We start from the raw sequence: 12,435 nt of genomic DNA, 5'->3' as shown, positions 1-12,435 counted from the left end.
CGGCCGGCGGCGGGGCCGGAGCGGCCACGCTCCCTACGCCAGGCCCCGCCGCGCGACGGCCGGCGGCCGGTGGCCCGCGATGGACGCGACCATGTCCAGGACCTGACGGGTCTCGGCCACCTCGTGCACCCGGTAGACCTGCGCCCCCAGCCACGCGGAGACGGCCGTCGTGGCCAGCGTGCCGATCACGCGCTCCTTGACCGGCCTGTCGAGCGTCTCCCCGACGAAGTCCTTGTTGGAGAGGGAGACCAGCACCGGCCAGCCGGTGGCCGTCATCTCGTCCAGCCGGCGGGTCGCCTCCAGCGAGTGGCGGGTGTTCTTGCCGAAGTCGTGGCCCGGATCGATCATGATCCCGTCCGGCCTCACCCCGAGCTCCACGGCCCGCTCCGCGAGCCCCAGGGTGACCCGCAGGATGTCGGCCACCACGTCGTCGTACGCGATCCGGTGCGGCCGGGTGCGGGGCTCCGCGCCGCCCGCGTGCGTGCACACGAGCCCGGCGCCGTACCGCGCCGCCACCTCCGCGAGCTTCGGGTCGACGCCGCCCCACGCGTCGTTCAGCACGTCGGCACCCGCCTCGCAGACGGCCGCACCGACGTCGTGCCGCCAGGTGTCCACACTGATCACTACGTCCGGGTGGCGGCGCCGTACCTCGGCGACGAAGCCCACCGTGCGACGGGCCTCCTCCTGCGCGGTCACCTCCTCGCCCGGGCCGGCCTTCACCCCGCCGATGTCGATGATCGCGGCACCTTCCGCGACGGCCTGCTCGACCCTGGAGAGCGCGGGCTCGTCACGGAACGTCGCCCCCTGGTCGTAGAAGGAATCGGGAGTCCGGTTCACGATCGCCATGATCACCGGCTCGTGCGGCCCGAACTCCCGCCGCCCCAGCCTGAGCGTCCCGCTTCGCATTCCTGGTTCCTCCCTGTAGCCCGCCTGCGACCCTAACCGTCGGTGGCGCATGGCACGATCTGACCTGGACAGGTATTCCGCTTCCGGGGAGATGCACGTGTTCTGGTTCTTGCTGCTCACGATGGCCGTGGTCGTGGCCGCGGTCACCCTGGCGGTGGTCGGCGGAGGCGGAAGCCCGGTGCTGCAGGACGTCGAGCCCGAGCGGCTCACCGACCCGCTGCCCGCGAACCGCCCCGTCGGCCGCGCCGACGTCGAGGCGATGCGGCTGCCCATGGCCGTGCGCGGCTACCGCATGACGGACGTGGACGAGGCCCTCGGCCGGCTCGGTGCCGAGCTCGCCGAGCGGGACGCCCACATCGCCGAGCTGGAGTCGGCGCTCGCCGGAGCCCAGGCCACCGCGGTGAACGGCGGCCCCGACCTGTTCAAGCGGCCGGACGAGCCGCGCCGCGGCGAGGACGGCCGGCCGGGCGAGGAGGACGAGCGGTGAGCGGCGCCGTAGCAGCGGCCGACGGCCGCCCGCGCTGCCCGTGGGGGCTGTCCACGGAGGACTACCTCGCCTATCACGACACCGAGTGGGGACGCCCGGTGCACGGCGACGACGCCCTCTTCGAGCGGCTCTGCCTGGAGGCCTTCCAGTCGGGGCTGTCGTGGCTGACGATCCTGCGCCGTCGCGAAGGGTTCCGCAGCGCCTTCGCCGGTTTCAGGATCCCCGCCGTGGCGGAGTTCACCGACGCCGACAAGGAGCGGCTCCTCGCCGACGCCGGGATCATCCGCAACCGCGCGAAGATCGACGCCACGCTCGCCAACGCCAAGGTCCTGGCCGGCTGGGACAAGGGCGAACTGGACGCTCTGATCTGGTCCCACGCCCCCGACCCGGCGACCCGGCCGGCCCCGCGCACCCTCGGTGACGTCCCGGCGGTCACCCCGGAATCGACCGCGCTGGCCAAGGACCTCAAGAAGCGGTCCATCCGCTTCGTCGGCCCCACGACCGCGTACGCCCTGATGCAGGCGTGCGGCCTGGTCGACGACCATCTGGCCGACTGCGTCGCCCGGGGCGGCGGCCGGTAGTACGGGTCAGGCGCCGAGGTACTTCGCCGGCTGCTTGGAGAGGAACGCCTCGACCGCGATCGTGTGGTCCCGGGAGGCCCCCGCCCTCGTCTGGAGCTCGTCCTCCTTCTCCAGCGTCTCGGTGAGCGTGTGGCCGGCGCCGTACGCCATGGACGCCTTCAGGGCCGCGTACGCCACCGTCGGTCCCTCGGCCAGGGCCCGGGCCACGGCCCGAGCCTCCTTCGCCAGGTCGGCCGAGGGCACCACCCTGTTCGCGATGCCCAGCTCGTGGGCCTCCCGGGCGGTGATCGAGCGCGGGAAGAACAGCAGGTCGGCCGCGCGGCTCGCGCCGATGAGCCGCGGCAGGGTCCAGGAGACGCCCGAGTCGGCGGTCAGCGCGACGCCCGCGAAGGACGTGTTGAAGGAGGCGGAGTCGGCGACCACGCGGTAGTCGGCCGCCAGCGCGAAGCCGAAGCCCGCCCCCGCGGCGACCCCGTTGACCCCCGCGACGACGGGCTTCTCCATCTCGGTGATGGCGCGGACGATCGGGTTGTAGTGCTCCCGCACCGTGCTCAGCGCGTTGCCGCCGTCCGACTCGCGGGCCTCGGAGAGCTTGGCGACGTGCTCCTTGAGGTCCTGGCCCACGCAGAAGGCGCGCCCGGTGGCCGTGAGCAGAACCGCCCGTACGGCGGGATCGTCGGCGGCCGCCCGGAGGGCGTCGCGCAGCGCGACCTTCGCGGCGGTGTTCATGGCGTTCATCGCGTCGGGGCGATTGATCGTGATCGTCGCGAGTCCGTCGCTCACGTCCGTGAGCACCGGGTCAGCCGTGGTGTCGGCCAGGTCGGCCATTGCGGGATCTCCTTACGGGGCCGGCGTCGTTGCCTGTCCAGGCAAGCATGGCCGACTTCCGGCGGGCCGGACATGTGACCTGCGTCTAACGATTGGACCTCGGCTGAGGGGCGAAGGTGGCGCAGTATCGCAGCCGGATCGCCGAATTGGGTGGTTTTGGGAAAGCGCGTTGCGTAAGCGATGCCGACCGATGTTGGTCATCGGGGTCTTCGATGCGGGATAATGCGGAGGAAGCATTGTGTTCGACGCCGGTGAGGCAGCGCCTGTCATGGAGCCGCCGGTTGCGATGAGCTGGTTTCAGGAAGGGGAACGAGCATGGCGGCCATGAAGCCGCGGACGGGCGACGGCCCGCTCGAGGTGACAAAGGAGGGGCGGGGCATCGTCATGCGCGTTCCGCTCGAAGGCGGCGGTCGGCTTGTCGTCGAGCTGACTCCGGACGAGGCGGACGCACTCGGTGACGCGCTGAAGAAGGTCGTCGGCTGAGGCCGTAGCGCCACACCTCACTGCTGCCCCGGCACGGAATCCGTGCCGGGGCAGCAGTGCGTCGGGCCGGGCCCGTACGGACCGGTGCCGGTGGTCGGGCGGGGTCAGCCCCGTCGCACCGCGCAGAGGAGGCCGTCGCCCACCGGCAGCAGGGTCGCCATCAGTTCCTGGCTCTCGCGCACCGCCCGCAGCAGTTCGCGCAGGCGCAGCACCTCGGCCGGCTGCGCGGCCGAGTCGATCGTGCGGCCGTCCGCGAAGACGCCCTCGAAGCACACGAGGCCGCCGGGCCGGAGCAGACGCAACGATTCGGCGAGGTAGTCCAGGCTCTCCAGCCGGTCACCGTCGCAGAAGACGAGGTCGTACCCGCCGTCCGCCAGACGCGGCAGGACGTCGAGGGCACGCCCGGGGATGAAGCGGGCCCGGTTCGTGGCGAACCCGGCGGCACGGAAGGCCTCACGGGCGAACTGCTGGCGCTCGGGTTCCTGGTCGACCGTGGTCAGTACGCCGTCCGGCCGCATGCCCTGGAGCAGATAGATGCCGGACACGCCCGTCCCGGTGCCGATCTCGGCCACCGCTTTGGCGTCCGCGGTGGCAGCGAGCAGGCGCAGTGCCGCGCCGGTGCCTGACGACACCGGGAGGAGCCCCGTCTCGTGGGCCCGGTCCCGGGCCCAGAGCAGAGCTTCCTCCTCGGCGACAAAGGCGTCGGCGAATGCCCAGCTCGTCTGCCGGTTGGCGGTAATGACCCTCTCCTGACCCCGTAGTTGGCGCAACGGTGACTGTATCCGCTGCGCCCGGGAACCCGCAGATGGGACCGGACGTTGTGAAGGGGCGAGGGGGAACACGTGGACCGGGCCCCGGGGCCGGGTCCGGAATGTTCCTCTTGCACCCGGGGACACCGGGCGCCAGCAGGTAAAAGGCTTATCCGGAGCTAACGGGCGAGGTGGCTATGGTAGGGGCTCCACTGGACACCACCAGAGCCGATAGGGGAGGTGCGGCTGCGCCTGTGGATCGGAGAGGTGCGCTGCGGCGTCTTCTCAGGTCGGCTGGTGAGCCGAAATCCGTGACCGACATTGCTGACCGTTCTTCCAGCGCTTCCGCACCGACCGCGACCTTCGCCTCAGATGCGGATTCCCAGGCGTGGACCCCGCCCTCATGGGAAGAGATCGTCAGCACGCACAGCGCCCGCGTGTACCGCCTCGCCTACCGGCTGACGGGCAACCAGCACGACGCGGAGGACCTCACCCAGGAGGTCTTCGTCCGCGTCTTCCGGTCGCTGTCGACCTACACGCCGGGCACCTTCGAAGGCTGGCTGCACAGGATCACCACGAATCTCTTCCTGGACATGGTCCGCCGCAAGCAGCGGATCCGTTTCGACTCCCTCGGCGACGACGCCGCCGAGCGACTGCCGAGCCGCGAGCCGTCCCCCCAGCAGGTCTTCAACGACACGCACTTCGACGCGGACGTGCAGCAGGCGCTGGACACCCTCGCGCCCGAGTTCCGTGCCGCGGTGGTGCTCTGTGACATCGAGGGCCTGTCGTACGAGGAGATCGCCGCCACGCTCGGCGTGAAGCTCGGGACCGTGCGCAGCCGTATCCACCGCGGCCGCTCGCACCTGCGCAAGGCGCTCAAGCACCGTTCGCCCGAGGCCCGCGCCGAGCAGCGTTCCCTGGCGGACGCGGTCCTCGCCGGGGAGGGCGGAGCGGCGTGAGTGGCACAGGTGCGACCCCGGCCGAACAGCATCTGGGGGACAGGCTCGCCGCGCTCGTCGACGGCGAGCTCAAACACGACGCCCGTGAGCGGGTCCTGGCCCATCTGGCGACCTGCGCCCGGTGCAAGGCCGAGGCCGACTCCCAGCGGCGGCTGAAGAGCGCCTTCGCGACCTCCGCCGCCCCCTCGCCCTCGGAGGGTTTCCTCGCCCGTCTGCAGGGCCTGCCCGGCGGCGGTGGCGACGGCCCGGACGGCGGGCGGCGCTTCGGGGACGGGGTCTTCCCCGTGCCGCAGTCCGGCGGGCCGGCCGACCAGGCGCGTTCACCGCTGGACGGCTTCGGATACCTCCCCACCGCCCACGGCTCGACCGCCGTCCTGCCCGGCGGTGCGTCCGGACCCGGCTTCCGCATCCACGACGTGGCCCGGGACGCCGACCGTTCGCCGTGGCGCGCGCGGCGCTTCGCGTTCGTCGCGGCCAGTGCCGTGTCCCTGGCGGCCATCGCCCTGGGAGGCTCGCTCCCGCTCGACTACGGCCCCGAGCCGCCTCTGAGCGCCGAGGGCGCGGGCAGCAACGCCACCCCGCTCGCGGCCGACGAGCGGACAGGTGGTGCCACCGCGGCGACCAGCCGCAGCGGTGGCGGAGCCCTCGCCTTCGGGGAGGACCGTGGCGCCCGGCCGAGCGCGGCCCCGTCCCCGGCCGTCCGGTCCGTGTCCACGCCCACACTGCTGAACAGCACGGTGTTCACCGGGGGCACGTTCGCCTTCCCGGTGCTCAATGTGACCGTGCCGCCTCTGATACGCCCGACGGACGCGGGCCCGCTGTACTCGGCGGCTGTCGGCGGGGGCGCGGACCCGAAGCCGTCCGCGACGACCTCCGTCCCGCCGCTCCGCGACCGGGCGGTGCCGCTCACCCCGCTCCGCTGACCGGTACCCTGCGCGCCGATTGGCAAACCTGGTTGAATTCCGGGAGAGACGCCTCTGTGGGGCGTCCATGGGCCAGTTGCGGGGAGAGCATGGACGACGGGAAGCCCAGCGGGCCGAGGACGAAGTGGTGGAGCCGTCCCTCCACGGACCGGGACCGTCCGGCCGGGCCGGAGGAGGACGGGGCGGCCGCCAACCGCGTCGCGGACGCTTCGGGGACGGCGCCGGCCGGTCCCGGCGGGACCACCGGGCCCACGGCGGGGGAGCGGCTCCCGCACACGACACCGGACGGTGACTACACGCCCGCGCCGCCCGTCGCCGCACCGCCGCCCGCCGCCGACCTGGGCACCCCCGCGCCGGCGGAACCCGCGCCGCCCGCCGCCGAGCCGCACGTCCACCGCACGCAGCCGCTGCACGCGCCCGACGAGTACAGCACTCCGCCCTACGGCGGTCCGGGGCCGTGGGCGCCCGCGCCGCCCGTGCAGCGTCCGGTGGCGACCCCCGCCCACGGCACGCCCGTACCGCCGCCGTACGCCGGGACGGACGGGCACGGCACGGCCGCTCCGCCCGTCGCCGCCGCTCCCGCTCAAGGCGGCCAGGAACACCACACCGACCCCTGGCCCCCGCCGCACACCGTGGCGCAGCAGCACCCGGTTCCCCAGCCCCCCGGGCAGATCCCGCAGCAGACCTCCCAGTGGATGCGGTACGACCCCTGGGGCGCGCCCCGGCAGCCGTTGAGCCACCCCGGCCCCGGCCAGGGCGTCGACGACGTCCGGCCGCGCAAGGCCCGTCGGGGGACCGTCCTCGTCGGAGCGGCGCTGCTCGCCCTCCTCGCCGGCGGGATAGGCGGCGGAGTCGGTGCCTACGTCGAGCGCAACGGCGGCCTGACCACGGTGGAACTGCCGCAGTCCGGCCGGGACGCGGGCGGGCGTGCCCCCGACAGCGTCGCCGGTATCGCCGCCAGCGCGCTGCCCGGCGTGGTCACCCTGCACGTGAACGGCTCCGCCGAGTCGGGCACGGGCACCGGCTTCGTCCTCGACGACAGGGGCCACATCCTCACCAACAACCATGTGGTCGCCCCCGCGGGCTCGAACGGCGACATCACCGTCACCTTCAGCGGCGGGGAGAGCGCGGCCGCCGAGATCGTCGGCAAGGACAGCGGCTACGACCTGGCCGTCGTCAAGGTGACGGGCGTCTCGGGCCTCACGCCCCTTCCCCTCGGCAACTCCGACAACGTGCGGGTGGGCGACCCGGTGGTGGCGATCGGCGCACCCTTCGACCTGTCCAACACGGTCACCTCCGGCATCATCAGCGCCAAGGAGCGCCCCATCACCGCGGGTGGCGAGAAGGGCGACGGCACCGACGTCAGCTACGTCGACGCCCTGCAGACCGACGCCCCGATCAACCCGGGCAACTCCGGCGGCCCTCTGGTCGACGCCGAGGCCCGCGTCATCGGCATCAACAGCGCGATCCGCGCCGCCGACAGCGGATCCGGCCTCGACGGCGGCCAGTCCGGCTCGATCGGCCTGGGCTTCGCGATACCGATCAACCAGGGCAAGCGGGTCGCCGAGGAGCTGATCAGCACCGGCAAGGCCACCCACCCCGTGATCGGTGTCACGCTCGACATGGAGTTCACCGGCGACGGCGCGAAGGTCGGAGGCAAGGCGGCCGGCGGCGCGTCCGCGGTGACCGAGGGAGGCCCGGCCGACAAGGCGGGCATCCGGCCGGGCGACATCATCACCGAGGTGGAGGGCCAGCGGGTGCACAGCGGTGAGGAACTGATCGTCAAGATCCGCGCCCACCGGCCCGGTGACCGGCTCGGTCTCGTCCTGACCCGCGGCGGCAAGGAGCTGTCCATGACGTTGACCCTGGGTTCGGCGAGCGGTACCTGACGGCCACCGGCAGGTACCGCGGGGACAGCTTCGCCGGGTACCGTGGAGCGGTCCGGGCCCCTGACCTGGCGGCGGAGACCACGCGGAGAACACGCAGAGAACACGAGGAGCAGCAAGGTGTTCAATGACATAGGCGCACTCGAGCTGCTGACGCTCGTGGTTCTCGCCGTGCTCGTATTCGGCCCGGAGAAGCTCCCGAAGGTCATCCAGGACGTCACGCGCACGATCCGCAAGATCCGTGAGTTCTCGGACAGCGCCAAGGAGGACATCCGCTCGGAGCTCGGACCGCAGTTCAAGGACTTCGAGTTCGAGGACCTCAACCCCAAGACGTTCGTCCGCAAGCAGCTCATGGACGGCAACGACGACCTGGGGCTCAAGGAGATCCGGGAGAGCTTCGACCTGCGCAAGGAGATGGCCGAGGTCACCGACGCGGTGAACGGCCGGGAGAGCGCCCCCGCCTCCGCTGTCGCCGGTGCCGCCGCCACGTCCGACCTGCTCAAGAAGTCCACGCCCGACCACCCCGACACGTCCACGCCGGACCTCCTCAAGAAGCCCGCGCAGCCCGCGAAGGACGACCGGCCGCCCTTCGACGCCGACGCGACCTGAGACCCGTCAATCCCGACTCGTCCGGACGGTATGGCTATTCTCCATCTGTCCGGTTGCGTGTTTGCCCATGCCCACGGGGGGAGGGCCGCTCCGGATCAGTGAAAGATCGAGGAGGCGGCCGGGCAGATGGAGACGACGAGTCGGGTAGGGGCGGACGGTGCGCCCAGCGCGGACACCGCAGAGGGGGTGCCGGCGACCCGGCGTACGGTCGACGGCTATCTCAAGGCGCCGTTCCCCTGGTACGGGCTGGACGAGGCCTTCACGGGCCCGCGCTGGCTGATGCACGTCACCGCCGCGGCGGACGACACGGTGCAGCACGGTTCCACCGGGCACGGTGAGGAGCCCGTCGTACGGGCCGACGCGGGGGCGGAGAAGGCGCGCTTCGCGGTGGTCGTGACCGTGGGCAGCAGTCCGGTGCGGGACAGCGACGACGGTACGGGGGTGCTGGACGCCACCACGGTGTCGTCGGCGGCCTGGCTGGCGGGCTCGGGCCTGCTGGACTGCACCTGGCCTCCGCAGATGGACCACACCCTGCGTGGCGAATGGCTGAACCAGCAGACGGAGACCGCGTTCGAACTGGCGGACGACCTGGGCCGGGAGCCCTGGTCGACGCTGTCGCTGCCGGTGGACGGCGTCCCGGTGGACTTCCACTACCGGGAGTCCGAGTTCGGCTGGGTGCTCGCGGGCTCGGCGCCCGACGGGGTGCACATCGGCGCGTACGGGCGCGGGATGAGCGCCTACGGTCTGGGCTTCGCGGTGATCGGCGACATCGCCTCGTACGACGAGAGCTGAGTGCCACGCGTACGGGCGGTGGGCGGCTCTCCCAGGAGGCCGCCCACCGCCCGTACGACGCTCAGAACTTGTTGCGCGGGGTGAGACCCAGCGACATGCCGGACAGGCCGCGCTGACGGCCGCTCAGCTTCTCCGCGATGGAGCGCAGCGCGGAGCCCGCGGGGGAGTCCGGGTCGGACAGGACGACGGGCTTGCCCTCGTCGCCGCCCTCCCGCAGGCGCACGTCGATCGGGATGGAGCCCAGCACCGGGACCTCGGCGCCGACCGTCTTCGTCAGCCCGTCGGCGACCCGCTGTCCGCCGCCCGAGCCGAACACGTCGACCATCTCGTCGCAGTGCGGGCACGGCATGCCCGACATGTTCTCGACGACCCCGACGATCTTCTGGTGGGTCTGCACCGCGATCGAGCCGGCCCGCTCCGCCACCTCCGCGGCGGCCTGCTGCGGGGTGGTGACGACCAGGATCTCGGCGTTCGGGACGAGCTGCGCCACGGAGATGGCGATGTCGCCGGTGCCCGGCGGAAGGTCCAGCAGCAGCACGTCCAGGTCGCCCCAGTACACGTCGGCGAGGAACTGCTGCAGTGCGCGGTGGAGCATGGGGCCGCGCCACACCACCGGGGCGTTGCCCGGGGTGAACATGCCGATGGAGATCACCTTCACGCCGTGCGAGGACGGCGGCATGATCATGTTCTCGACCTGGGTGGGCTTGCCGTCCGCGCCGAGCATCCTGGGCACGCTGTGCCCGTAGATGTCCGCGTCGACCACACCGACCTTGAGCCCGTCGGCGGCCATCGCCGCCGCGAGGTTGACCGTGACCGAGGACTTGCCGACGCCGCCCTTGCCGGACGCCACCGCGTAGACCCGGGTCAGCGAGCCGGGCTTGGCGAACGGCACCTCGCGCTCCGCGGTGCCGCCGCGCAGCGACGCGGCGAGCTCCTTGCGCTGTTCGTCGCTCATCACGTCGAGCGTGACCTCGACCCGCGACACGCCCTCGACACGGGCCACCGCGTCGGTCACGTTCTTGGTGATCGTCTCGCGCATCGGGCAGCCGGAGACCGTGAGATACACGGTGACAGCGACCACACCGTCAGGGTCGATCCCGACCGACTTCACCATGCCGAGCTCGGTGATCGGTCGGTGGATCTCCGGGTCGTTCACTGTCGCCAGCGCTTCGCGCACCGCGTCTTCCGTAGCCATACCCCGATAGTACGGGTGCGCGCAGCGCTTCCTGGAAGGGTGGTGGCGGGCGACGGGTTGGCGGCAGGGCGGCGCGCAGCGCTCCTCGGAAGGGTGGTGGCGGGCGACGGGTGGGCGGTACGGCGCGGGTACCTACGGGCGGGTAGCCCCTCCGCGGTCGCCTTCGTCACTCTCGGGCTGGGAGAAGAGCCGACGTTCCTCCAGATCCTTCACCATCGCCTCCAGCTCCGAGCGGATCCAGTCGCGGGTGGCGACCTCACCGAGGCCCATCCGGAGCGCGGCGATCTCGCGGCTGAGGAACTCGGTGTCCGCGATCGAGCGCTCGTTCTGCTTGCGGTCCTGCTCGTGCGTCACCCGGTCGCGGTCGTCCTGCCTGTTCTGCGCGAGGAGGATCAGCGGGGCGGCGTAGGAGGCCTGGAGGGAGAGCATCAGGGTCAGGAAGATGAAGGGGTACTCGTCGAACCGCAGGTGCTCCGGAGCGAAGATGTTCCACACCACCCAGAGGATGATGATCAGCGTCATCCAGACGATGAACCGTCCGGTGCCCAGGAACCGGGCGATGCGCTCGGAGAACCGGCCGAACGCCTCGGGGTCGTACTCCGGCAGCAGCCGGCGCCTCGGCGCCTTGGGGAGGTCGAGCCGGGGCCTCGGCGGGCGCACGATGCCCGACGCGCCCGTCGCCACAGCCCTCGAACGGTCCTCAGCGGCCACCGGCGATCCCCTCCTCGCCCTGGAAGTCGGTCTCGCGCCAGTCCTCCGGCAGCAGGTGGTCGAGGACGTCGTCGACGGTCACCGCGCCCAGCAGCGACCCGCTCTCGTCCACCACGGGCACCGAGACCAGGTTGTAGGCGGCCAGATAGCTGGTCACCTCCGGCAGCGGCGTCTCCGGCGGCAGGGGCACCAGGTCGCTGTCGACGATCGAGCTGACCAGGGTGAACGGCGGATCCCGCAGCAGCCGCTGGAAGTGCACGGTGCCCAGGTACTTGCCGGTGGGCGTCTCGTCCGGCGACCGGCAGACGTACACCTGCGCGGCCAGCGCGGGCGAGAGGTCCTGCTGCCGGACCCTGGCCAGCGCGTCCGCGACCGTGGCGTCCGGCCGCAGGATGATCGGCTCGGTCGTCATCAGCCCGCCCGCGGTCCGCTCCTCGTACGACAGCAGGCGCCGTACGTCGGCGGCGTCGTCCGGCCGCATCAGGGCCAGCAGCCGCTCCTTGTCGGCCTCCGGCAGCTCCGAGAGCAGGTCGGCCGCGTCGTCCGGGTCCATCGCCTCCAGGACGTCCGCGGCGCGGTCCTCCGCCAGCTTGCCGAGGATCTCCACCTGGTCGTCACCGGGGAGCTCCTCCAGGACGTCCGCGAGGCGGTCGTCGTCGAGGGCCGCGGCGACCTCGGCCCGGCGCTTGGGCGTCAGGTGGTGCAGGGCGTTGGCGACGTCGGTGGGGCGCAGCCGTTCGAAGGTCGCCACCAGGTTCTCGGCGCCCTGCCCGTGCTCCTCCAGCGAGAAGCCGCTGATCGCCGACCACTCCACGGTCAGGGTCTCGCCCTTGCGGCGCAGGGCTCCGCCGCGGCCCTTGCGCACGAAGAACTTGTCGATCTCCCAGTCGCGGCGGGCCGGGAGCTGCTGGATGGCGACGTCGAGGACGGTCACCTCCTCGTCCGTCTCCACGAGACGCACCCGCCGGTCAAGGAACTCGCCCAGGACGAGTCGCTCGGTCGGGCGCTGCTCGAACCGCCGCATGTTGACCACGCCGGTGGTGATGACCTGACCCGACTCGACCCCCGTCACCCGGGTCATCGGCACGAAGATGCGCCGCCTGCTGACGACCTCGACGACCATGCCGAGCAGCCGGGGCGGCTTCCCGCCGACCCGGAGCATCGCCACCAGGTCGCGTACCCGGCCCACCTGGTCACCGTTGGGGTCGAACACCGGCACGCCGGCGAGGTGCGAGACGAAAACCCTGGGAGTGCCTGCGGCCATCCTGTGCGCTCCCTCCGTCCCTGACGTCCTCCTTCGCAGTGATCAGGCTAGCCCGTACCGGT

Annotated in this window: 14 protein-coding genes; 8 read left to right on the top strand and 6 right to left on the bottom strand. The window is 72.2% G+C overall.

Annotated features, from left to right (window positions below):
- Nucleotides 1-33 precede the first annotated feature (33 nt).
- On the bottom strand, nucleotides 34-906 hold the full coding sequence (gene folP, locus IA22_RS0113275) for a dihydropteroate synthase (RefSeq protein ID WP_014154244.1): 873 nt from the start codon (nucleotides 904-906) through the stop codon (nucleotides 34-36).
- Between the two features lie 91 nt (nucleotides 907-997).
- Here folP and IA22_RS0113270 point away from each other — a divergent pair, with 91 nt between their 5' ends.
- Together IA22_RS0113270 and IA22_RS0113265 are read left to right on the top strand one after the other, a co-directional pair.
- Complete coding sequence (locus IA22_RS0113270; protein ID WP_030123708.1) at nucleotides 998-1,393, top strand: DivIVA domain-containing protein; 396 nt, start codon at nucleotides 998-1,000, stop codon at nucleotides 1,391-1,393.
- Nucleotides 1,390-1,974 (top strand): DNA-3-methyladenine glycosylase I, encoded by a 585-nt coding sequence (locus IA22_RS0113265; protein WP_014154242.1) that lies wholly within the window; start codon nucleotides 1,390-1,392, stop codon nucleotides 1,972-1,974. The genes IA22_RS0113270 and IA22_RS0113265 overlap by 4 nt, the downstream gene beginning before the upstream one ends.
- Nucleotides 1,975-1,980: 6 nt before the next feature.
- On the opposite strand, the gene chcB is transcribed toward IA22_RS0113265, so the two are convergent.
- Nucleotides 1,981-2,793: a 2-cyclohexenylcarbonyl CoA isomerase gene (gene chcB, locus IA22_RS0113260; protein WP_030123707.1), complete on the bottom strand. Its 813-nt coding sequence runs from the start codon at nucleotides 2,791-2,793 to the stop codon at nucleotides 1,981-1,983.
- Between the two features lie 324 nt (nucleotides 2,794-3,117).
- On the opposite strand from chcB, the gene IA22_RS35205 reads away from it, so the two are divergent.
- A complete protein-coding gene (locus tag IA22_RS35205; RefSeq protein WP_003966491.1) occupies nucleotides 3,118-3,285 on the top strand; it encodes a DUF3117 domain-containing protein in 168 nt (55 codons plus the stop codon).
- A 104-nt stretch (nucleotides 3,286-3,389) separates the two neighbouring features.
- Here the strand turns inward: IA22_RS35205 and IA22_RS0113250 are convergent, their stop codons facing one another.
- On the bottom strand, nucleotides 3,390-4,055 hold the full coding sequence (locus IA22_RS0113250) for an O-methyltransferase (RefSeq protein ID WP_014154240.1): 666 nt from the start codon (nucleotides 4,053-4,055) through the stop codon (nucleotides 3,390-3,392).
- A gap of 176 nt (nucleotides 4,056-4,231) precedes the next feature.
- On the opposite strand from IA22_RS0113250, the gene sigE reads away from it, so the two are divergent.
- The 5 genes from sigE to IA22_RS0113225 all read left to right on the top strand — a co-directional run bounded on the left by sigE (nucleotide 4,232) and on the right by IA22_RS0113225 (nucleotide 9,203).
- The gene (sigE, locus tag IA22_RS0113245; protein ID WP_179831180.1) at nucleotides 4,232-4,993 is read left to right on the top strand and encodes an RNA polymerase sigma factor SigE; all 762 of its coding nucleotides are present in this window, start codon (nucleotides 4,232-4,234) and stop codon (nucleotides 4,991-4,993) included.
- Nucleotides 4,990-5,916: an anti-sigma factor family protein gene (locus IA22_RS0113240; protein WP_014154238.1), complete on the top strand. Its 927-nt coding sequence runs from the start codon at nucleotides 4,990-4,992 to the stop codon at nucleotides 5,914-5,916. The genes sigE and IA22_RS0113240 overlap by 4 nt, the downstream gene beginning before the upstream one ends.
- Nucleotides 5,917-6,005: 89 nt before the next feature.
- Complete coding sequence (locus IA22_RS0113235) at nucleotides 6,006-7,805, top strand: S1C family serine protease (protein WP_030123705.1); 1,800 nt, start codon at nucleotides 6,006-6,008, stop codon at nucleotides 7,803-7,805.
- A gap of 117 nt (nucleotides 7,806-7,922) precedes the next feature.
- Entirely contained in the window at nucleotides 7,923-8,411 is a 489-nt protein-coding gene (locus IA22_RS0113230; RefSeq protein WP_014154236.1) for a sec-independent translocase, read from the top strand.
- A gap of 126 nt (nucleotides 8,412-8,537) precedes the next feature.
- A complete protein-coding gene (locus tag IA22_RS0113225) occupies nucleotides 8,538-9,203 on the top strand; it encodes a hypothetical protein (protein WP_014154235.1) in 666 nt (221 codons plus the stop codon).
- A 61-nt stretch (nucleotides 9,204-9,264) separates the two neighbouring features.
- Here the strand turns inward: IA22_RS0113225 and IA22_RS0113220 are convergent, their stop codons facing one another.
- The 3 genes from IA22_RS0113220 to IA22_RS0113210 form a co-directional block, all read right to left on the bottom strand.
- Nucleotides 9,265-10,398, bottom strand: coding sequence for an Mrp/NBP35 family ATP-binding protein (locus IA22_RS0113220; protein ID WP_014154234.1), 1,134 nt, complete (start codon nucleotides 10,396-10,398; stop codon nucleotides 9,265-9,267).
- 132 nt (nucleotides 10,399-10,530) lie between these two features.
- A complete protein-coding gene (locus tag IA22_RS0113215; RefSeq protein ID WP_015578628.1) occupies nucleotides 10,531-11,109 on the bottom strand; it encodes a DUF1003 domain-containing protein in 579 nt (192 codons plus the stop codon).
- Nucleotides 11,099-12,373 (bottom strand): magnesium transporter MgtE N-terminal domain-containing protein, encoded by a 1,275-nt coding sequence (locus IA22_RS0113210; RefSeq protein ID WP_030123704.1) that lies wholly within the window; start codon nucleotides 12,371-12,373, stop codon nucleotides 11,099-11,101. Before IA22_RS0113210 ends, IA22_RS0113215 begins: the two co-directional genes overlap by 11 nt.
- Nucleotides 12,374-12,435: the final 62 nt, after the last annotated feature.

This window comes from Kitasatospora papulosa, assembly GCF_000717245.1.
GTDB lineage: Bacteria > Actinomycetota > Actinomycetes > Streptomycetales > Streptomycetaceae > Streptomyces > Streptomyces papulosus.
The sequence above is the reverse complement of the archived record's forward strand: the minus strand, read 5'-3'. Positions and strand labels throughout refer to the sequence as shown.

Excerpts from the sequence above, each read along its gene's own strand:
- folP (WP_014154244.1), bottom strand. The coding sequence starts at position 906 with ATGCGAAGCGGGACGCTCAGGCTGGGGCGGCGGGAGTTCGGGCCGCAC.
- IA22_RS0113270 (WP_030123708.1), top strand. The coding sequence starts at position 998 with ATGCACGTGTTCTGGTTCTTGCTGCTCACGATGGCCGTGGTCGTGGCC.
- IA22_RS35205 (WP_003966491.1), top strand. The coding sequence starts at position 3,118 with ATGGCGGCCATGAAGCCGCGGACGGGCGACGGCCCGCTCGAGGTGACA.
- sigE (WP_179831180.1), top strand. The coding sequence starts at position 4,232 with ATGGTAGGGGCTCCACTGGACACCACCAGAGCCGATAGGGGAGGTGCG.
- IA22_RS0113235 (WP_030123705.1), top strand. The coding sequence starts at position 6,006 with ATGGACGACGGGAAGCCCAGCGGGCCGAGGACGAAGTGGTGGAGCCGT.
- IA22_RS0113225 (WP_014154235.1), top strand. The coding sequence starts at position 8,538 with ATGGAGACGACGAGTCGGGTAGGGGCGGACGGTGCGCCCAGCGCGGAC.
- IA22_RS0113220 (WP_014154234.1), bottom strand. The coding sequence starts at position 10,398 with ATGGCTACGGAAGACGCGGTGCGCGAAGCGCTGGCGACAGTGAACGAC.
- IA22_RS0113210 (WP_030123704.1), bottom strand. The coding sequence starts at position 12,373 with ATGGCCGCAGGCACTCCCAGGGTTTTCGTCTCGCACCTCGCCGGCGTG.